The organism is Nocardia miyunensis NBRC 108239 (assembly GCF_001613065.1).
GTDB classification, from domain to species: Bacteria; Actinomycetota; Actinomycetes; order Mycobacteriales; family Mycobacteriaceae; genus Nocardia; species Nocardia miyunensis.
Genome location: NZ_BDBQ01000073.1, coordinates 71,496 through 91,429 on the forward strand (window position 1 = coordinate 71,496; position 19,934 = coordinate 91,429).

Sequence of the window (19,934 nt, forward strand, 5' to 3'; positions counted from 1 at the left end):
TCGGACCGCCGGTCGACTCATTCGCCGCGACGTCATCGACGCCATTACTTTCAAGGCTCGTAGGCTACTTCACCGGCTCGAAGTGGTGCTAACGTTAGCGAACCTAAAGTTGCCAATCGGTAACAGGAATGAATTTCAGTCGGGCTTCAGCAAGGAGAATTGCGATGACAAGCTCACTGCGACTCGGCCGCACCCGTACCATCGCCGCATTCGCGGCAGCCGCTTGCCTCGGCGGGACAGGCCTCGCGAACGCCGTACCCCTCACCGTCGATCCGCACCCCAGCGCGGCCGCCAACCTGGTGACCAACGCGAATTTCCGCGGCGGACTGAAGGGCTGGTCCATGCACGTCTACCACGCGAACGTCAGCGGAAGCGGCGCGAACGTGCACGACAACGGCTACATCGGCCAGGACGTCCCGGTGACCGACGGCGCGAGGTACACCTATTCGGTGCGGGCCGGTGCGAATCCGGGCGGGTCGGTACTCGTCCTGGCCCTGGACTCGCGGTCCGGCGTCGCGTACGTCGGCCGGACGGTGACCTCGGCGACGACCGTCAGCCAGACCTTCACCGCGGTCGGCCCGACGGTCTACATCGCCTGCCAGGCCGGCGGCAGCGCGGGGGGATGGTGCAACGACTTCAGCCTGGTCGCCGCACCCGGACCGTCCAGCGGGTCGGCCGGGGCCGGAACCGGCTCGGCGGCCTGAGGCTATCGCCCGACCAGATCCACTGCGGCCAGGTGGCTGAACAGCACCGAGGCCCCGATCGGATTGCCGCCGCCGGGATACACTGTGCCGCTGACCGCGGCCATGGTGTTACCCGCGGCGTACAGTCCGCGGATCGGCTCCCCGGACGCGGTCAGCACCCGAGCCGCGACGTCCGTGCGCAGACCGCCCTTGGTGCCCAGATCCGAGATGCCGAAGGCGGCCGCGTGATACGGGCCCTCGCCGAGCGGCACGAGCGGTGATTCGCCGTCGGAGAACGCGCGGTCGTACGCTTCGTCGCCGCGCCCGAAATCCTCGTCGCGGCCGCGTGCGGCCAGTTCGTTGAACCGGGCCACCGTGGCGGCCAGCGCCGCACCCGGCACCCCGATACGCGCGGCGAGTTGCTCGAGCGTGTCCGCGGTGTGCCACAGGCCCGCCGCCTCGTACTTCTCCGGCTCGACCGTCGGCACATTCGTCGCCTGCACCGGCGGGACGATGCCGTGGGTGTCGTCGTAGATCATCCAGTACGGCAATGTCGTTGCGCCACTGCGCATCTGCTCGATGATCTCGCGGCCCACCCGGTCGTAGGGCGCGGACTCGTCGACGAACCGCACCCCGTCCTGATTGACGAACAGACCGCCGGTGAACCACAGCGCGAACGCCGCGCGTCCGTCCGGGTGGATCATTCCGGGCGACCACCACGCCTGATCCATCAGATCGGTATCGGCCCCGATCGCGATCGCGGCCTCGTGGGCCCGGCCCACATTGCCCCACGGGCCCATGGTGTCCCGGGCCGTGCCGGGCACGCCGTAGCGCACGCGCAACTCCTCGTTGCCCTCGAAACCGCCTGCGGCCAGGATGATTCCGCGGCGAGCGCGGATCGCGGTCCGTACGCCCTGCTGTTCGACGACGGCGCCGGTGACCGCGCCGTCCTCGACGATCAGCTCGTCCAACACGGTGTTCAGCCGCAGCGAGGCGTTCGGATATTTCGACAGTCCTAGTAGGAAGCGGCCGATCAGGGCCCGGCCGCCGATCAGTGTGCGGGGCTGCTTCGCGCCGAGCCGGTCGGTCGCCAGCGGGCCGCGCACCGAGTCGCTCAGCGCACCGAGCCGATCGGCGGGCAGCGGCGTCGGGACGATGTGCCGTTTGCCATCCAGACGCGCCTTGGGCGCCGTGCCGAAGTAGTCCGGCCACGGATAGACCTCGAAGGAGAAGCTCTCGTCCTGCTCGAGGTACTCGATCACCTCGCCGCCCCGCCGCACATAGGTTTCCTGCAGATCGGCCGGTGTGCGGTCTCCGACCACCGCGCGGAAATAGGTGAGCGCGTCGTCGAGGGTGTCGTCGACGCCCGCGCGGCGCAGCACCGGATTGCACGGGAACCACAGGCCACCGCCCCCGGAATACGACGTGGTGCCGCCGAATTTGTCGGTCGCCTCCACGACCGTCACGCTCAGCCCCTCTCGCGCGGCCGTATACGCGCCGCACAGCCCGCCACCCGACCCAGCGACAAGCACATCGACTTCTTCGTCCCAGTTCACACCGCACCACTTCCGCCGCGAAGGATTTCCTCCGACGGTAACCAGCGCACGCCCCCCGCGAAGGTATCCGTCCCGATCATCGGACCGCGGCACGCGGGCCGGGCCTCACTGCTTCCCGAGCCGAACCGCGCACGCGACGGATGTCGGCAGTCACCCACGATCGGCGGACACAGCATGCCCGCGGCCGGTTCGCTGACCGCAAGCGGCGCACGGGACACCGGATCCACGGCCACAGCAGTCTCGACCGCCGTCACGAGACCGCGGGCTCGAGCGGTCTGTTCGCCCGCGCCTGTGTCCGGCCTTTTCGTTGTCGCGGTGGTGCGGCCTCGGTGAGTGGACGATCGACAGGCACCTCGCGGGAATCTCGTCGTAGGCATGACCAACCGCCGAGATCGAATTCTTAGCGACCTTTCAGCTACACACGTTTCGCCTGTCCGATTCGAGTGATGCGAGTAGTTTTGACCGGGTGCGATATGCGCACGGGACCGTCGAGGCGATCACCGCTTTCCTGGCAACCATCGTTGCCGGGCTCTCGTTGACGCTGCCGATCGACTTCCGGTGGAGCACCGAATCCGGGCCGCTACAGCTCAATATGCTTGCCCACAGCCAACCACGAGCAATTGCGGCGGGGGCGATCGTCGCGGTGATCGTCGCGACCTTCGCCGCGACCGCGTTGAACGAGCTGATCGCCTGGTGCACCGCGCTGTTCGGCATCGTGGTGCTGTTCGTCAATCATCTCCTCGGCCAGTCGGCCGGGCCGGACTCCTCGGTGACCACGCTGAACTTCCTCGATGCGCTCGCCGGCGGCGTCCTGCTGGGCGGCCTGGGGGCGGCGGTGTTGCATCGGCGGACATCGGCGTTCGGCTGGACGGTCGGCGCGATCGGCAGCATCGTGATCTCCGAGGCCCTGCCGGCGCCTTACCACACCGGAATGACCGGTTATCACGTCCGGGCGAACTGGGTGCCGGGCAATTCGCCGCCGACGTGGATGATCGGCGTCGTGCTGGTGTTGATCGCGATCAGCGCCTACCTGAACCGGCGACAACCCACGGCGAATCGGTTGTCGGTGGAACTGCCGATGGCCCCGATCGTGACCGGCGTCGTGCTGATCGCCTCCCGGCTGTTCGTCGCGGAGTGGATCACGCATCATGCCGAGAGTGTGCCCGCCATCGCGATCGCCGCGGCGGTCACGGTGATCGTCGCCGGAGTCACCGCACTGCTGCTACCGGGCCGCGAAGGGGTTTTCTTCCTGCTCGCCGCGGCCCTGACCGCCGCGGGGAACGCGATCGTGCCCGGCCAGATCCCCGGATGGTCCGTCCCGATCCTGATCCTGCTGTGCGCGGCCGGGTTGTTGATCGGAGTTCGCTGGTCCTCTCTGCCGCTCGCACTCACCGCGGCCGCGGCACTGGCACTGGCCGCGGTGGCGCTGACCCACGTGCACAACTCCGTCGCCGACGCTGCCGGCGAGGTGGCGCTGGTGCTGATCGCGGGCTACTGCCTGGGCACCTCGCCGCCGCGACACAGCGCGAGCCGGGTACTGGCGATCGTGATCCTGCTGGTCCCCTCGCTCATCGTGGCGCTGCGCGCCGAACTCAGCTTCGGCACCTGCGACCTGATCGGCGTCGACCGCGCGATCGTCTGCGATTTCGACGAACGCTCCTCGGCCGTACCCGGTTGGACGGCGTTCGCGATCGTCCTCGGATACGCGATCTTCATCTACGTCATCAGGCGCAGACCCTTGGTTCCGGACACCGTCCCGGCGACACCGCGAACCGCCCCGTCCGACTGATCCGCCGCCCGACGAGGTCTCCGAGCGATCCGGCACCGCGCAGCCCTCGCGCCCAGGTCTCGTCGTAGATTCGAATAGCGTTGTGCCAGAACAAGTATGGTGTCGGGACACCGCCGGAGTCCGACCGCACCTGGCGCAGCGCCGGGCCGTGGTCAGCAGGCGCGGTAGCGCAACCGGGTCCCGTCAGGAGTCTCGATCACACCGGAGGGCCCGCATGCGGGAGCGGGATCCGAGGGTCCTCGGACGTTCGGCGCGCTGCCGCCGCGGCGCGGTCTCGTTCGAAGGTGAGCAGGAGATCGGCGGCGACGCTGACGGCGATGGTGGCCGGTTCCTTGCCGGTGATCTCGGGCAGGCCGATGGGCGTGCGGATGCGGGCGACGGATTCCGGGGTGTGTCCGCCCTCGGATTCGAGGCGGCGGCGGAAGCGTGCCCATTTGGCCGACGAGCCGATCAGGCCGATCGAGCCGAAATCACCGCCGCGCAGGGCGGCATCGCACAGGGCGGCGTCCTCGGCGTGATCATGCGTCATGATCAGCAGATGAGTGCCGGGCGGCAGTTCGGCCAGCACCTGTTCGGGCAGCAGCGCCACCTCGTGGACGTGGATCCGGGCCGGTGCGTCGCACAGAACGGAGAGTCGCCCGGCGTCGAGCATGTCGGGGCGGGTATCGATCAGATGCAGGTCGAGTTCGTGCCGCGCGAGGATGCGCGCGAGTTCCAGCCCGACGTGCCCGAGCCCGAAGATCGCGACGGCGGGCACCACCGGCAGCGGTTCCAGCAGCAGCTCGACGGTTCCGCCGCAGCACTGCACGCCGTGTCGATTGATCACCTTGTCGTTGAGGGCGAAATCCATCAGCTCCGGCTGCGGGTCCGGCGCGTCGATCAGCTCGCGGGCCCGATCGACCGCGACCGCCTCGACATTCCCGCCGCCGATCGAGCCCCACGTCTCCTGCTGTCCCACAACGAGTTTGGCTCCGGCGCGACGCGGCGCATGCCCGCGCACGGCAGCGACGGTGACCAGCACGCCGGGCTCCCGCCGGTCCCGCAACCGTGTGACCGCGGCCACCCAGTTCAGCTCAGCCATGACCGAGAACTCCGGTGCCGTCCGGGATCGCACCCGAAGGCCGATATCCCGCACGCGCGATGCCCGGCCCCGCGGCACCAGGCACGCCTCTCCCGTCGCCAGGCGAACCCGCACCGACCGGAACCGGATCGGCGAACGAAACCTCCTGCATCGCAACATCATTCGCGTGCATTCCGCGACGCGACCGCTCGATCGCCCAGTACACCGCCTCCGGCGTCGCGGGTGCGGGCAGATCGATGCTGATCGTGGCCGGACCGAACGCCGCGACCGCCGCCCGCAACGCCTCGCGCACCGAGAACGCCAGCATCAGCGGCGGCTCACCCACCGCCTTGGATCCGTAGACCGCACCCTCCTCGGTCGCGTCGGCGAGCAATTCGACGTTGAACACCTCGGGCATCTCCGAGAAGCTCGGCAGTTTGTAGGTGCTGGCGGATTGGGTCAGCAATCGACCGCGTCCGGGTCCGTCGCCGGTGTCCCAGCGCAGATCCTCCAGGGTCAGCCACCCCGCGCCCTGCACGAAACCGCCCTCGATCTGGCCGATATCGATCAGCGGGGACAGGCTGTCGCCCACATCGTGCACGATGTCGACCCGCCGAATCCGGTAGGCCCCGGTGAATCCGTTCACCTCCACCTCGCTGGCCGCCGCGCCGTAGGCGAAGTATTTGAACGGCGAACCGCGCATGCTCGCCGCGTCCCAGTGCAGTCCCTCGGTCCGATAGAAACCGGCCGCGGACAGCTGCACGCGCTGCCGGTAGGCGGTGCGCACGAGATCGGCCCAGGCGATGCCGTCGCCGGATGCGCCCAGCGGCCGGGCCACGCCGTCCACGATCCGCACATCCGCCGCATCGCAGCCGAGCCGGGTCGCGGCGACCTGCGAAAGCCGTTCGCGCAGTTGGTCACACGCGTTCTTGATGGCCGCGCCGTTGAGGTCCGCACCGGAACTCGCCGCGGTGGCCGAGGTGTTCGGGACCTTGTCGGTCCGGGTCGGCGCCAGCCGGACCGTGTCCAGCGGGACGCCCAGGGTCGTCGCGGCGACCTGCAACATCTTCGTGTGCAGGCCCTGGCCCATCTCGGTGCCGCCGTGATTGATCAGGACCGAGCCGTCCTTGTAGATCAGCACCAGCGCGCCGCCCTGATTGAACGCGGTCAGATTGAACGAGATGCCGAATTTGACCCCGGTGACCGCGAGACCTCGTTTGCGGTGCGGATGCGCGGCGTTGAACGCCTCGATCTCGCGGCGACGGGAGGTCAGATCGGCGTTCTCGTGCACCTGCCGCCAGACCGTCTCGATCCGTTCCGGGGCGCGCACCGGCTGCCCGTACGGCGTGCACTGTCCCGCGGAATAGAAGTTGCGAGAACGCAATTCGGCCGGATCCAGACCCAGCAGGGGTGCGCAGCGACCGAGCAGATCCTCCATCACGAGCATGCCCTGCGGCCCGCCGAATCCGCGGAAGGCGGTGTTGGAAGTCTTGTGCGTCTTGGCGATTCGGCCGCTGATGCGCGCGTTCGGAATCCAGTAGAGGTTGTCGACATGGCACAGCGCGCGAGCCAGCACCGGTTCGGACAGGTCCAGACTCCAGCCGCCGTCGGCGGTGAGGGTCGCGTCCAGGGCGCGCAGGCGGCCGTCGGCGTCGAATCCGGCCCGCCACTCCGCGTGGAATCCGTGACGTTTGCCGGACATGGTCAGATCCTGAGTTCGGTTGAGCCGCAGCCGGACCGGACGTCCGGTGAGCGTCGCGCCGAGTGCCGCGACGGCCGCGAACCCGTGCGGCTGCATCTCCTTGCCGCCGAAGCCGCCGCCCATCCGCAGGCACTGCACCGTCACCTCGTGGCTGCGCAACCCCAGCACGTGCGCGACGATCTCCTGCGTCTCCGAGGGATGCTGGGTGCTGCTCTGCACGAAGATCTGCCCGGCTTCGTCGACCACGGCCAGCGCCGCGTGCGTCTCCAGATAGAAGTGCTCCTGCCCGGAGAACTCCAGCTCACCGCTGAAGATCCGGGCCGACTCGGCGAATCCGGCCTCGACGTCGCCGCAGCACACGCGCGGCTGCGCCCCCTGGAAACTGCCCGCCCGAATCGCATCGGCGATGGTGATCAACGCCGGGAGCGGCTCGATCTCGACCTCGACGGCCGCCGCGCCGAGCCGGGCCGCCTCGAGCGTCTCCCCGAGCACCCAGCAGACCGCGTGCCCGTAGAACATGACCTCGGTGGGAAACAGCGGTTCGTCGTGCTTCACCCCGGCATCGTTGACCCCGGGCACGTCCTCCGCGGTCAGCACCCGCACCACCCCCGGCACCGCCAGCGCGGGCGCGGTACGCAACGCCAGCACCCGCGCGTGCGCGCACATGACCTGCACCGGGTAGGCGTGCAATACATCCTTGGTGCGATACACCAGGTCGTCGGTGTACAGCGCGGTCCCGGTGACGTGCAGCGCGGCGCTCTCGTGCGGCATCGGCACGCCCACCGTCGAATTCTCCGGACGTTGCGACAGAGCGCTCACACCGCATCACCTCCATCGCGAAGCCAGTCGGGAGATGTTGTGGCCGAACGTGTTCCAGACATCTCGGCCTCCTGTTCCTTCGGTGCGTTTCTCATACCGGCACCTCCTCGCCGGAGCGCGCGTACATCTCGCGCAGGCTCTGGCCGAGCATGGCGCGGCGAAATTCCGCACTGGCCCGGTGGTCGTCCAGCGGGGTGCCCTCGGTTTCCAGAACCTGCGCCGCCGCTTCGACGGTCTCCGGCGACCACGGGCGGCCGTACAGCGCGGCTTCGGTGGCGTAGGCGCGGATCGGAGTCTCGGCGACGCCACCGAGTCCGATCCGCGCGGAACGCACCAGGCCGCCCTCGACCTCGATCGCGAAAGCCACTGCGACGCTGGAGATATCGTCGAAACGACGCTTGGCGATCTTGTGGAATCCGCACAGCCGGGCCTGCGGGCGGGGAATGCGCACGGCGCGAATCAGCTCGTCGGGGCGGCGGACGCTGCGCCGGTACCCGGTGAAATAGTCGGCCAGATCCACCTCGCGCTCCCCCGCCGGGCCGGTCACCAGCACCGACGCGCCCAGGGCCAGCAGCACCGGGGCGGCGTCGCCGATGGGTGAGCCGGTGCCGAGGTTGCCGCCCAGGGTCGCGGTGTTGCGGATCAGCCGAGAAGCGAACTGCGGGAACAACTCCGCCAGCAGCGGCACACTGCCCGCGAGTCGCCGTTCGAGTTCGGTGAGGGTCAGGGCCGCGCCCAGTTCCAGATGATCGGGCTCGACACGCAGGACACGCAGTTCGGGCAGCTGATCGATGGCGATCACGTAGTCGGCGCGGCGAGCCCGGATGTTCACCTCGACACCCCAGTCGGTGCAGCCCGCGACGACCACGGCGTCCGGATGAGCGTGCAGCAGGGTCAGCGCCTCGGAGAGCGTCGCGGGCCGGACGAAGGTGCGGCCGTCCCGCTCGAGTACGGTCGGCACGGGTTCGGGCGGTGCGGCGGCCCCGCGCCGGGCGAGCGGATCGTCGGCCTCCGGTGCGCCGACCGCGAAGGCGGCGTCGCGAATCGGGCGATATCCCGTGCAGCGGCACAGATTTCCGCTCAGCGCGTGCAGGTCGAATCCGTTCGGGCCGTGCTCGGAATCCGCCGAGCCATCGGCGCTCGCGCGGTCGGGCCGGTAGTACTCCGCGGCCATACTGCATACGAATCCCGGCGTGCAGTAACCACATTGGGATCCGCCGCGAATCGCGATCTCGCGCTGCACCGGATGCAGCGCCTCCGGCGTGCCCAGCCCCTCGGCGGTGACGACCTCCTGCCCGTCCAGCGCGGCGACCGGAATCAGGCAGGCGTTGACCGCGATCCATTCGGTGCGCCCGACGATCCCGGGCCGGGCGAGCAGCACCGAACACGCACCGCATTCGCCTTCCGCGCACCCTTCCTTGCTCCCGGTGAATCCCCACTGCCGCAGAAATTCCAGCAGAGTCGTCGTCGGCGCGGCCGGGGAAATCGGTATGAGTTCCCCGTTGACCGTGATCCGCGCCGTTACCATGGCAAACCCTCTTTTCGCTGTCGATCGTATGAATGTGCGGTCGGGTCGAGAACGACAATCACCATTTTAGGCGGCTTTCTCCGTCGAGCGTGCGAGGCGAAATCGGTGGCGTATATCGACCCCGCCGGAAATCCCCCGGGCGGACGACGCCGTCCGGAACGATACGAAATGCCCGGTCAGTAACCGTGCGCGACGCGGCCGGGAATCCAGGCCCGACGGTGAGCGAGACGACGCAGATCGCACTCGACAACCATCCCGATCACCTCCTCACATCGGCCGTGCAACACGGTGAAATTTCAACGTAGCCACCACTCACGCGGCGGGTCAAGCATCGCCGCAGGCACCTCGCACGATTGGGATGATCCTCCAAACGACACAACGTATTTCATCGTTCCGATCGGATTATCCGCCGAACCGGCGCGACGGCGGTGTTACCTCCGGTAAACATATCGTTGCGGCGCGACCGGGCACCGGCCGACGGCATTTACGCTCGAGCCCCGGGAGGTTCGCCTGTCGAATTTCCCGCGACACTTTCGTGCCCGGGAGTTCCGGTCGTCGTCGGCCGGTATATCCGCTCGCCCAGGAGGCCTGCCATGCCATTGCGCTTCTCGCGTCTCTCGCGCAATCCCGTCAAAAGGCCGCCCCATCCGGTCGACGAGGTTCCGCCCCCGGCCAGGCTCGCCCTCCTGGGAATACAGCACCTGGCGATCATGTACGCGGGCGCGGTCGCGGTGCCGCTGCTGGTCGGCGCCGCGCTGAAACTGCCGCAGCACACGATCGGCGTTCTGGTGAACGCCGATCTACTGGTCTCGGGCATCATCACGATCGTTCAATCCGTCGGCATCGGCAAGATCCTCGGCGTGCGCCTGCCGCTCGTGGCGGGGGCGACGTTCACGGTCGTCTCGCCGATGATCCTCATCGCCGAGCAATTCGGCGGCGGCGAGGCCGGACTGCCCACGGTCTACGGCGCGATTCTGGTGTCCGGCGTCTTCGGCCTGATCATCGCGCGCTTCTTCGCCACGGTGGTCCGGTTCTTCCCGCCGCTGGTGTCCGGTTGCGTGATCTGTGTGATCGGGCTGTCGCTGATCGGCGCGGACGCCGGGCTGATCGCCGGCAACGACCCGAATTCGCCCGAGTACGGCCAGATTTCGCATATCGCGCTGGCCGGACTGGTGATCCTGATCATCGTGCTGATCACCAAATTCGCCCGCGGCCTGATCAGTCAGCTGGCGGTATTGCTCAGCATCGTGATCGGGACGATCGTCGCGATACCGATGGGGCTGGTTCATCTGTCCGCGGTGGGCAAGGCCGGCTGGTTCGGCATCTCGCATCCGTTCCTGTTCGGCGCGCCTCAATTCCACATCGCCGCCATCATTTCCATGTGCGTGGTGATGCTCGTGACGTTCACCGAATCGACCGCGGACATCGTCGCGGTGGCCGAGATGGTCGACAAGCCGCTCCAGCCGGGCGATCTCGCGCGCGGTCTGGCCGCCGACGGCCTGTCCGGGGTGCTGGCCGGATTGATGAACTCCTTCCCCGACACCGCGTTCGCCGAGAACGTCGGACTGGTCGGGCTCACCGGCGTGCGCAGCCGCTGGGTGGTGTCGGTCTGCGGTGCGCTGCTGGTGGCTCTGGGACTGGTGCCCAAGGTCGGCAGTCTCGTTGCGGCACTTCCGGATCCGGTGATCGGCGGTGCGGCGACGGTGATGTTCGCGATGGTGACCGCGGTCGGCCTGCGCGTGCTGCACAAGGTGCGGTTCGACGGTACGCACAACATGCTGATCATCGCGGTGACGTTGTCGGTGGCGCTGCTGCCCTCGGTCGCGCCGAAGTTCTACTCGAAGTTCCCCACCGACTTCCAGATGATCGCCGCCAGTCCGATCACCTCCGCGGTGATCGTGGTGTTCGTGCTGAATCTGCTGTTCAACCACTGGCGCACCGGTCCGCGAACCGCCAAGAGCTGATCCGGGAGCATTCCCTGCCCGGGGGATCATCGGTCACCTGCCGAGGTGACGATTTCGCCCCCGGAACTTCCTACCGCGATCGATGACGGCGGCGAAAGCGCGGCCGACTCGCCAGGCGGTAGGGATGTCCAGCGGTCTGTTCCTGTACGCGTTACCCGCGTTCGTCGTGCTGATGCTCGTCGAATGGGCGGGATACCGGTTCGATCAGGATCGCCGCGGCGGCACGATCCGCGACTCGGCCACCAGCATCTCGATCTACCTGCTGGGACCGGGCCGCGAACCCGTTGCAGGGCAGTAGAAGTCGAACGGCGCAATCGGGATCACGCTCCGGCGGGTTTGCGGGAGGGAAGGGCGAGGCACAGGGCGGCGGCGGTTGCCAGGGCGGCGGCGATGGTGAATGTGGTTGTGGTCAAACCTGTTTCGTAGCCGTTGGTGGTGTCGGCGAAGAAGAGGGTGCTGAGGCTGGCTACTCCCAGTGCGCCGCCGAACTGCTGGGCGGTGGTCCACAGGCCCGAGGCGGAGCCTGCGTAGTGCGGGGGCACGGTGCTCAGGAACAGGGTTGTCAGTGGGGGCTGGACGAGGTTGATGCCGACGCCGATCACGAAGAGGCCTGGGACCAACGGCCAGATATCGGTTTCGGTTGCGGCGGTTCTGGATACGGCGAGTACGGCCAGGGCGCCGATCGCGCCGAGCAGCGTTCCGGCGATGACGGTGCGACGGCCGAATCGCACGGTGAGTCGTCCGACGAGCGGGGCGACGGCCAGTGCGCCGACGGAGAACGCCACGGTCACCAGCCCGGCCCGCAGCGCGGTGTAGTGCCGGCCGTCCTGTAGCCACAGCACGAAGATCAGCTGGAATCCGCTGAAGGCGGCGAAAGCCACGAGTTGAACGATCAGGGCGACGCCGCTGTTGCCCTCCCGCAGCAGTTCCCACGGCAGCAGCGCGCCGCCGCGACGATCCGCACGGCGATGTTCGGCGGCGGCGACCAGCACGACCAGTGCGATGCCCGCGACGAACAGCAGCCAGGTCCAGGCGGCCCAGTGGTACGACCGTCCCTCCAACAGCGGAAAGACGATCGCCACCAAACCGGCGGTCAGCCCGGCGGCGGCGAGCCAGCGTGGCCGATGCGCGCCTTCGGCACGATTCTCCGGGATCAGCCACAGACCGAGGACGAGCAGGACGACGGCTCCCGGGACGGTGACCCAGAACGCCGCCCGCCAGCCCAGCCCAGCGACGTCGGCGGTGACCAGCACACCACCCAGCACCAGGCCCCCCGCCTGGGCGAACCCCGCCACCACGCCGAAGACGCCGAGGACGGTCGCGCGTTCGGGACCACGAAACAGGACGAACAGACTGGCGAGCACCTGCGGCGCCACGATCGCGGCCGCCGCGCCCTGTGCGGCACGGGCGGCGATCAGTTCCCCGGGGCTCTGCGCCAGTGCGGACAACGCCCCAGCAACGGCGAAACCGCCCAGCCCCGTGAGGAATACGCGTTTGCGCCCCCATAGATCGCCCAGCCGCGCCGAGGTCATCATGGTCGCGGCGAACGCCAGCAGATAGGCCGTCGCGACCCAGCCGACTTGCGCGGACGTCCCGCCGAGATCGGCCTGGATCGCCGGTAGCCCGACGTTGACGACCGTGACGTTGAGCAGATCCAGCATGAAACCCAGCACGAGAACGACCATTGCCGCCCAGCGCCACCGATACGGCGCGTCGGTGCGGTCGTTCTCCGCGGTGATCGGTCCGAACATCGACGAATTACCCCCTGATCAGGTCATTTCGGCTCGGCGCCACATGGTCGGAGCCGCCGTATTGAACTATTTGGTTCAATCTAATGATCTGAGCGGGAAAGTACAACAGCCGGTTCGGAGCTGGGAATCCACGAGTCGAGATCATGGATCGAGCCGGACAGCCCGAGCAGCGATGACACCCCGAGCTCGGAAGCTGTTGACGCCGAGCCTTTTTCGACCGCCGCACGGATGCTTGCCAACCGCAACCGCACAGCTTTGTCCAACCAAGAGATCGGCACGCCGGGTGCGTGAAGGCGCGCGCGAATGGAATGCGGACTCGACTCGGCGGAGGCGGGTGGCCAGGGCGGCGTCGAGACCGACGAGCCGACAGCCGCAGTGCCGGAACGGTCGGAAACCGAGAACCCCGGGCTACATCCGAAGTGTCGATATCCGGATATGACCGCCCGCGGTCGGGCGAGCACTGCACCGAGAACGAAAAAGGTCCGGAACCTGGTGGTTCCGGACCTTTTCGCTAGTAGCGGGGACAGGATTTGAACCTGCGACCTCTGGGTTATGAGCCCAGCGAGCTACCGAGCTGCTCCACCCCGCGTCGGTGAACACAACATTACACACGGGTGGTTCGCGATCGCAAATCGACTGGTCGACGGGGGTTTTCACAGCGTCGAGCGAGGAGTTCCGATGATCTTGGAGCCACAGCCCCCAACGTGATGGTCATCACACTGCAGCACGTACAGGGGCGCACGATGGCCGCTAATTCGCGCACGCACGCGTGCGTCTCCAATGCAAGAGGAAAATAACGTGACTCGCAGCACAAATTGCCGGTGATTCGAGTCACATAACAGGTATATAACAGACCGACCAGAATTTACCATTACGGCATTGCCGACCTGCATAGACAGCGATTTTTCAGTTATTCGCTTCATGCAATTCCGGATGTTATCAAGACGTGATCTGCTGAGATTTGTTCGTTATGGTCGTCGACGACCCGGAGCGACACCGTGACGGGCACCCATCCGAACCGCTGCACACCGGCAACCCTGCCCCGCGGTCCGGGAAACCCCGACCACCTGGGGGCAGGGACTTGGCGGATATCGCCACGTCGGCGGGCACGGGGAGGGACAACCACATGAACAAGAACCGGAAGATCAGCAGTCGCGCCCTCGGCTTCGCCGCCGTGACCGGCGCTCTTGTTGCCGTCCCGTTCGGAATCGCCGGTAGCGCCTCTGCCGCGCCGACCCACGACTGGGACGGCGTCGCCCAATGCGAGAGCGGCGGAAACTGGCACACCAACACCGGTAACGGCTTCTACGGCGGCCTGCAGTTCACGCAGAGCACCTGGCATGCCAACGGTGGCAGCGGTATGGCCAATGAGGCCAGCAAGGATGAGCAGGTCCGCGTCGCGGAGAACGTCCTGCGCACCCAGGGTGCGGGCGCCTGGCCCGTCTGCGGCAAGTACCTGCGCTGGGGCGCCACCACCTCCCCCGAGGCCGCCGCGCCCAAGCCCGCCCCGGCCGCGCCCACACCCGCTGCGCCGGCCCCCGGCAGCCGCGAGGCCATGATCGCGCAGGCCAAGGACACCGGCTCCCAGTTCGCCAAGCAGTACGGCTTCGACTCGCAGTATCAGCAGCTGCTGCAGCAGAACAGCGGACTGATCCAGTCGCTGGGCCGCTGATCCGGCGTAGAACTCCTCCATACCGGAGACGCGAACGGCGTCGCCATCAACGTTGATGACGGCGCCGTTCGCGTCGAACCGGCCGACGCCTGTTACCAGGGCACCGGTCCCGCGTCGTCGAAGAATCCGCCGGTGGGGCCGTCGTCGGGCAGGGTGGCGAGCCGGATCGCGATCGCCGCGCCCTGTTCCGGGGTACGCACGCCGCGGAAGCCGTTGAGATCGGTGGCGGTGAATCCGGGGCAGGCGGCGTTGATCAGGATGTTGGTCTCGCGCAGTTCCTTGACGTACTGGACAGTGACGGCGTTGAGGAACGTCTTCGAAGCCGCGTACGCGGCCGAAATCGGACCGGTCTCGGTGCCCGGGGTGGTTTGCAGGGTGAGCGAGCCGACGCTGCTGGACATGTTCACGATCCGCGGCGCCGATGAACGCCGCAGTAACGGCAGCATCGCGTTGGTGACCCGGATGACGCCGATGACGTTGGTTTCCACCGCCGCGCGGATAGTCTCGGGTGCGACCGTGGTGGGCGTCTGCGGGTGACCGCCGACTATCCCGGCGTTGTTGATCAGCACGTCGAGACGTCCGGCACGATCCGCGATCAGCTCGGCCGCGGTCGTGACGCCGGCGTCGTCGGTCACGTCCAGCGGTACGCCGAACGCATCGACTCCGGCCTCCTGCAGTGTCTTCACAGCGGCCAGGCGGCGCTGCTCATCCCTGGCACCCACGCCGACCGTCCAGCCGAGGCGGCCCAGGCCGGCCGCGATCTCATATCCGATGCCCTTGTTCGCGCCGGTCACCAGCGCGATCGTTGGTTCACTCATACCGTCGATCCTGGGCCGGAAGCGCAGCGAGCGTCCAAGACCGACTTCGTCGGCAGCCATACCGTGCGGGTATGGGCGCCGGTCGGCCGAATATTCTGGGGTGATGGAGACACGGGAGTTGCGCTATTTCGTGGCGGTCGCGCAGGAGTTGCACTTCGGCCGCGCGGCACAGCGGCTCGGGATCGCCCAGCCGCCGCTCTCTCGGGCGATCCGGCTGCTCGAACGAAGGCTCGGGGTGACGCTTCTGCACCGCACCAGTCGCGGTGTCACCCTGACCGAGGCCGGAGCCGTACTCCAGCAGGAGGCCCTGGCGGCGTTGGACAGCATCGCGGCCGCCGAGCGCCGCACCCGCCGAGCGGGCCTCGCGTCGGCCGATGTTCCCGGAGTGGTCCTGGTCACCAAGGCGGGCGCGGCCGGCGAACTGCTGTCGAAACTTCTCCACGCGTATGCCGCCGAACCCGGTGCCGTCGCCGTCGACATCGTGTTGTGCGGGCCGGGCGAGCAGGAACGACTGCTGCGCGACGGCAGAGCCGACGTGGCTCTATTGCATCGGCCGTTCGACGCGACGACCGGACTCGACTTCGAGGAGTTGTACACCGAGCAGCAGGTCGTCGTCCTGCCCGCGGGCCACCCCCTCACCGAGCGCACCTCCGTGCGGATGGCCGACGTGACCGGGCTCCCGGACCTGCCGCTGCCACGCTGGCCGCGGCCCGACGGCACCTACCCCGAAGGCCCCGGCCCTCAGGTCCGCGACCATACCCAGCTGCTCCAACTGATCACGCTCGGACGGACCTGCGCGGTACTGCCCGAATCATCGCGGGCCCATCTGAGCGACGACCAGGCGGCGTTGCCGGTGCTGGACGCACCGGCCGTGACAACCGTCATCGCCTGGCCGCCGCACAGCAGATCCAAGGCCGTCGCCGACATCGTCCGAGTCGCGACGCGGCTTTGAGGCCGCGCCGACGACTCCGACCACCCCGGCCTCGGGCTACCCTCCGGACTTGTTGTAGTCGTCGATGGCCTTCTGCAGGTCCTGGAAGGCCGAACCCAGTTTCCCGAGATCGCCGGACTTCTGCGCGTCCTGCACGCTCTTGAGCGCGGTGTTGAGTTCCTGCACCGCCGCATCGCGTGCGGCCGAGGATCCGGACGGCGGGATCACCGGCGGGGGCTGGGTCGTAGCGCCCTGGTTCGATGTCGTGCTCTGGTTCGGTGACGTACTCGTCGCGGCTTGCCCCGGCTGCTGTGTCGCGGCCGTGCCCAGGCCGGGTTGCATGCTGTTGAGTGCGTCGCCGAGCGTGGCCTCGTATCCCACGTTGCCGCCGTAACTGGCCAGCACCTTCACCAACTGCGGGAACGATGCGGCACTGGCACTGTTGCGCTCCAGATACCAGGGCTCCACGTACAGGATGCCGCCGTCGCCGATGGGCAGGGTCAGCAGATTCCCGTATCTGATCTTGTTGGTATTACCGCCGGTCAGGGTCGTTCGCTCGTTGGATACGCGCGCATCGGTCGTCATCGACGTCTGCACCTGTTGCGGCCCCTGCGTCTGGGAGTCGGTCGGCAGCTGCAGCACCGTGAACTTGCCGTAGTCGACCGGATCCGAACTCACCGAGATGTACGCGGCCAGGAACTGACGTTTGTAACCGACCATCGCGCTGGTCAGATCGAACGACGGCTGACCGGTCGCCTGATTGCCCTTGAGGACGTAGTACGGCGGCTGATTGGCACTTGTCGGAGTATCCGAGGTCGGGTCGCTGGGCACCGACCAGAACGCGTTGTTGGTGAAGAACTCACGCGGATCGTCGACGTGGTAGCGGCCCAGCATGTCCCGCTGCACCTTGAACAGATCCTCGGGGTAGCGGAAGTGCGCGCGCAGCTGCGGGGTGATCGCACTGGCCGGTTTCACCGTGCCGGGGAACACGCCCTCCCATGCCTTCAGCACCGGATCGCTCGGATCGACGGCGTACAGGTTCACGGTGCCGTCGTAGGCGTCGACGGTCGCCTTGACCGAGTTGCGGATGTAGCTGACCTCCTTGCGCGGCAGCACCCGCCCGGTGTTCTGGTCGATGCTGTCCTGGGTCAGCCCGTCCAGCGAGGAGTGCTGCGCGTAGGGGTAGTTGTCCAGGGTGGTGTAGGCGTCGACGACCCATTGGATGCGGCCGTCCACCACCGCCGGGTAGACGTCGTTGTCGGTGGTCAGCCACGGCGCCACCTGCTGCACGCGGTCGCGGGGATCGCGGTTGTAGATGATCTTGGAATCCGAGCCGATCGCGCCGGAGAACAGGATGTTGCGCTGGGCGTACTTGGCGGCGAAGGCCAGGCGGTTGAACCAGTTGCCGATCGGCACGCCGCCCTTCCCGTCATAGGTGAATTGCTTTGTGCCGGTGTCGTATTCGCGCGGCGGCTGATTGTTGCCGCCGACGATGGCGTAGTCGTCGTCGGATTTGGCGATCATCTCGCCGTAGTAGATCCGCGGCTGATCGACCTGGATCGCTTCCTTGTCCTTCTGCGAGAACAGGTCGCTGACGGTCGACTTGTCGCCGACGTTGAACACCGGATAGCCGTAGGTACCCGAACTCGTATTTGTCCCGCTGGCCACGCCCGAGGCGGCCTGCGAGGTCTCCTTGGGCGGCGCGACATTGACGCGGTTGGCCGGGGAGGCGACGAATCCGTCACCGTGGGTGTAGACGGTGTGCTTGTTGATCCAGTCGGTCTGGTTGCCGGACAGGTTCTGCGGCACCAACTCTCGCGCGGCGACGATGTAGTCCTGGACCTGGCCGTCGATCGTGTAGCGGTCGATGTCGAGCGGATCCGGGAAGCCGTAGAAGTTCTGCAGCTGCTGCCGCTGGATGAACGTCTGGGTCAGCAGATTCGGATCCAGCAGCCGGATGTTCGAGATGGTCTGCTGGTCGGCCGGGATGGTGGTGGGATCCTTGGTCTGGTTGCCCGAATAATCGACGTACTGCACCTTGTCGTCATCCAGACCGTACGCGTGCCGGGTGGCCTGGATATTGCGCTCGATGTAGGTGGACTCCTTGGTCGCCGCGTTCGGGCGCACCTCGAACTGCTCGACGATCAGCGGCCACACCGCGCCGACCAGGATCGAGGACAGCACCAGCAGCGCCGCGGCCATCGCCGGAACGCGCAAGTCCCGCAACACGACTCCGGCGAAGAAGGCCAGCGCGCAGATGATCGCGATGGACAGCAGGATCAGCTTGGCGGGCAGCACCGCGTTGATATCGGTGTACGAGCCGCCGGTGAAAGTGGGCTCCTTGCGGGTGCTCGACAGCAGCGAGTACCGGTCGAACCAGTAGGCAATCGCCTTGAGCAGCACGAAGATTCCCGCGATGATCGCCAGCTGGATCCGCGCCGGGCGGGTCAGCGTGCCCTCGCGGCCGGACAGCCGCAGACCGCCGAAGACGTAGTGCGTCACCAGATTCGCGAAGAACGCGATCACCGTGGCAACGAACAGCCAGTTCAGCATCATCTTGTAGAAGGGCAGATTGAACGCGTAGAAACTGACGTCCAGATGGAACTGCGGGTCCTTGACGCCGAACGCGCCGCCGTGCAGGAACAGCTGCACCGTCACCCAGCTCGACTGCGCCACCAACCCGCACAGCAGACCGACCAGCAGCGGCAGGCCGATGCCGAACAGCCGCAACCGGCCCATCACCGTCGTGCGATATCGCGCGATCGGATCGTTGGGACCCGAGACCGGGACGAACACCGGCCGCGCCCGGTAGGCCCCCAGCAGCGCCAGCCAGATGATCAGGCCGACCACCAGGGTCACCACCAGGAACAACACGATCCGGGTGAACAGCACGGTGGTGTACACCTTGCGGAACCCGACCTCACCGAACCACAACCAATTGGTATAGGCGTCGGTCAGCCGCGGCCCGACCAGCAGCAGTGCCGCTATGACGAGGGCCGTCACCAGCAGCACACGGCTGCGGCGGGACAGCGAAGGTAAGCCTGTCGGGGGGCGCATGCCCACGATGCCATCTCCCAGGTCCGGCGGTGCGCCGGTCCCGAGTTCGGGACCGGCGCACCGCAGTTGCTTGCGTTGCGGGTGGTCCGTGCGGACCGTTCGGCCCCACTCTACGGAAATCCTGATCACGTGCACCGACCTCCCTGAGGAAGCGGGTGCGTGTGCTGGTGCAAAGTGTGCGAACGCGACCCGGGCCAATGCGTCCGCGGCGCTCGCCGCCCCCTAGACTCAGCGCGCGTGACCGTAGACAACCCGGCCTCCGCCCTCTACCGCTGCATTCGCGAAGTGGCGGAGTTCGCCGATGCCGAGGGGTGGGACCGGCCGCCGCAGATGTTCGCCCTGGTGCCCACCGCGGATCTGGTGGCCGCCGAACCGGCCCTGCAGGATCAGCTCGACGACGGCGCGGAGCTGACACCCATTGCGCAGGAACCACTTCCCGACGATGTGATCGGTGAACTGGCCCTGGACGAATTCCTGGCCACCACCAGCTGGCCCGAGGCCGTGCGGGGCTGCGTGCTGGTCCAGCAGATCGTGGTGCTGCCCCCCGACGCCGAGCAGACCCTGGACGACGCCATCGCACCGCTGCTCGCCGACCGCGACGCCG

At 67.5% G+C, this 19,934-nt stretch carries 14 protein-coding genes and 1 tRNA gene; 7 read left to right on the forward strand and 8 right to left on the reverse strand.

Annotated features, from left to right (window positions below):
• Window positions 1-164 precede the first annotated feature (164 nt).
• Window positions 165-704: a hypothetical protein gene (locus tag NM2_RS30290; protein WP_067675810.1), complete on the forward strand. Its 540-nt coding sequence runs from the start codon at window positions 165-167 to the stop codon at window positions 702-704.
• 2 nt (window positions 705-706) lie between these two features.
• Here the strand turns inward: NM2_RS30290 and NM2_RS30295 are convergent, their stop codons facing one another.
• Window positions 707-2,239: an FAD-binding protein gene (locus NM2_RS30295; protein ID WP_067675820.1), complete on the reverse strand. Its 1,533-nt coding sequence runs from the start codon at window positions 2,237-2,239 to the stop codon at window positions 707-709.
• Window positions 2,240-2,705: 466 nt separating this feature from the next.
• On the opposite strand from NM2_RS30295, the gene NM2_RS30305 reads away from it, so the two are divergent.
• On the forward strand, window positions 2,706-4,028 hold the full coding sequence (locus NM2_RS30305; protein WP_067675832.1) for a hypothetical protein: 1,323 nt from the start codon (window positions 2,706-2,708) through the stop codon (window positions 4,026-4,028).
• A 196-nt stretch (window positions 4,029-4,224) separates the two neighbouring features.
• On the opposite strand, the gene xdhC is transcribed toward NM2_RS30305, so the two are convergent.
• The 3 genes from xdhC to NM2_RS30320 all read right to left on the reverse strand — a co-directional run bounded on the left by xdhC (window position 4,225) and on the right by NM2_RS30320 (window position 9,137).
• Window positions 4,225-5,109, reverse strand: coding sequence for a xanthine dehydrogenase accessory protein XdhC (xdhC, locus tag NM2_RS30310; RefSeq protein ID WP_084531718.1), 885 nt, complete (start codon window positions 5,107-5,109; stop codon window positions 4,225-4,227).
• A complete protein-coding gene (gene xdhB, locus NM2_RS30315; RefSeq protein ID WP_084531712.1) occupies window positions 5,102-7,609 on the reverse strand; it encodes a xanthine dehydrogenase molybdopterin binding subunit in 2,508 nt (835 codons plus the stop codon). The genes xdhC and xdhB overlap by 8 nt, the downstream gene beginning before the upstream one ends.
• Window positions 7,610-7,700: 91 nt before the next feature.
• On the reverse strand, window positions 7,701-9,137 hold the full coding sequence (locus NM2_RS30320; RefSeq protein WP_067675838.1) for a xanthine dehydrogenase small subunit: 1,437 nt from the start codon (window positions 9,135-9,137) through the stop codon (window positions 7,701-7,703).
• A 593-nt stretch (window positions 9,138-9,730) separates the two neighbouring features.
• Between NM2_RS30320 and NM2_RS30325 the strand changes: the two genes are divergently transcribed.
• Complete coding sequence (locus tag NM2_RS30325; RefSeq protein ID WP_067675841.1) at window positions 9,731-11,101, forward strand: nucleobase:cation symporter-2 family protein; 1,371 nt, start codon at window positions 9,731-9,733, stop codon at window positions 11,099-11,101.
• 124 nt (window positions 11,102-11,225) lie between these two features.
• Window positions 11,226-11,399 carry a hypothetical protein gene (locus tag NM2_RS49460; protein WP_157121400.1) on the forward strand — a complete coding sequence of 58 codons (174 nt, stop codon included), beginning with the start codon at window positions 11,226-11,228 and terminating at the stop codon, window positions 11,397-11,399.
• 22 nt (window positions 11,400-11,421) lie between these two features.
• On the opposite strand, the gene NM2_RS30330 is transcribed toward NM2_RS49460, so the two are convergent.
• Both NM2_RS30330 and NM2_RS30335 read right to left on the reverse strand, forming a co-directional pair.
• Window positions 11,422-12,852, reverse strand: coding sequence for an MFS transporter (locus NM2_RS30330; protein WP_067675844.1), 1,431 nt, complete (start codon window positions 12,850-12,852; stop codon window positions 11,422-11,424).
• 515 nt (window positions 12,853-13,367) lie between these two features.
• Window positions 13,368-13,441, reverse strand: a tRNA-Met gene (locus tag NM2_RS30335).
• A gap of 537 nt (window positions 13,442-13,978) precedes the next feature.
• On the opposite strand from NM2_RS30335, the gene NM2_RS30340 reads away from it, so the two are divergent.
• A complete protein-coding gene (locus tag NM2_RS30340; protein ID WP_067675846.1) occupies window positions 13,979-14,524 on the forward strand; it encodes a transglycosylase family protein in 546 nt (181 codons plus the stop codon).
• Between the two features lie 92 nt (window positions 14,525-14,616).
• Here the strand turns inward: NM2_RS30340 and NM2_RS30345 are convergent, their stop codons facing one another.
• Window positions 14,617-15,342: an SDR family oxidoreductase gene (locus NM2_RS30345; protein ID WP_067675894.1), complete on the reverse strand. Its 726-nt coding sequence runs from the start codon at window positions 15,340-15,342 to the stop codon at window positions 14,617-14,619.
• A gap of 103 nt (window positions 15,343-15,445) precedes the next feature.
• Between NM2_RS30345 and NM2_RS30350 the strand changes: the two genes are divergently transcribed.
• The gene (locus NM2_RS30350; protein WP_067675849.1) at window positions 15,446-16,294 is read left to right on the forward strand and encodes a LysR family transcriptional regulator; all 849 of its coding nucleotides are present in this window, start codon (window positions 15,446-15,448) and stop codon (window positions 16,292-16,294) included.
• A gap of 36 nt (window positions 16,295-16,330) precedes the next feature.
• Here the strand turns inward: NM2_RS30350 and NM2_RS30355 are convergent, their stop codons facing one another.
• Window positions 16,331-19,336 carry a UPF0182 family protein gene (locus tag NM2_RS30355; RefSeq protein ID WP_084531719.1) on the reverse strand — a complete coding sequence of 1,002 codons (3,006 nt, stop codon included), beginning with the start codon at window positions 19,334-19,336 and terminating at the stop codon, window positions 16,331-16,333.
• Window positions 19,337-19,567: 231 nt separating this feature from the next.
• Between NM2_RS30355 and NM2_RS30360 the strand changes: the two genes are divergently transcribed.
• The coding region (locus NM2_RS30360) for a PPA1309 family protein (RefSeq protein ID WP_245718285.1) at window positions 19,568-19,934 on the forward strand (367 nt) is incomplete at its 3' end.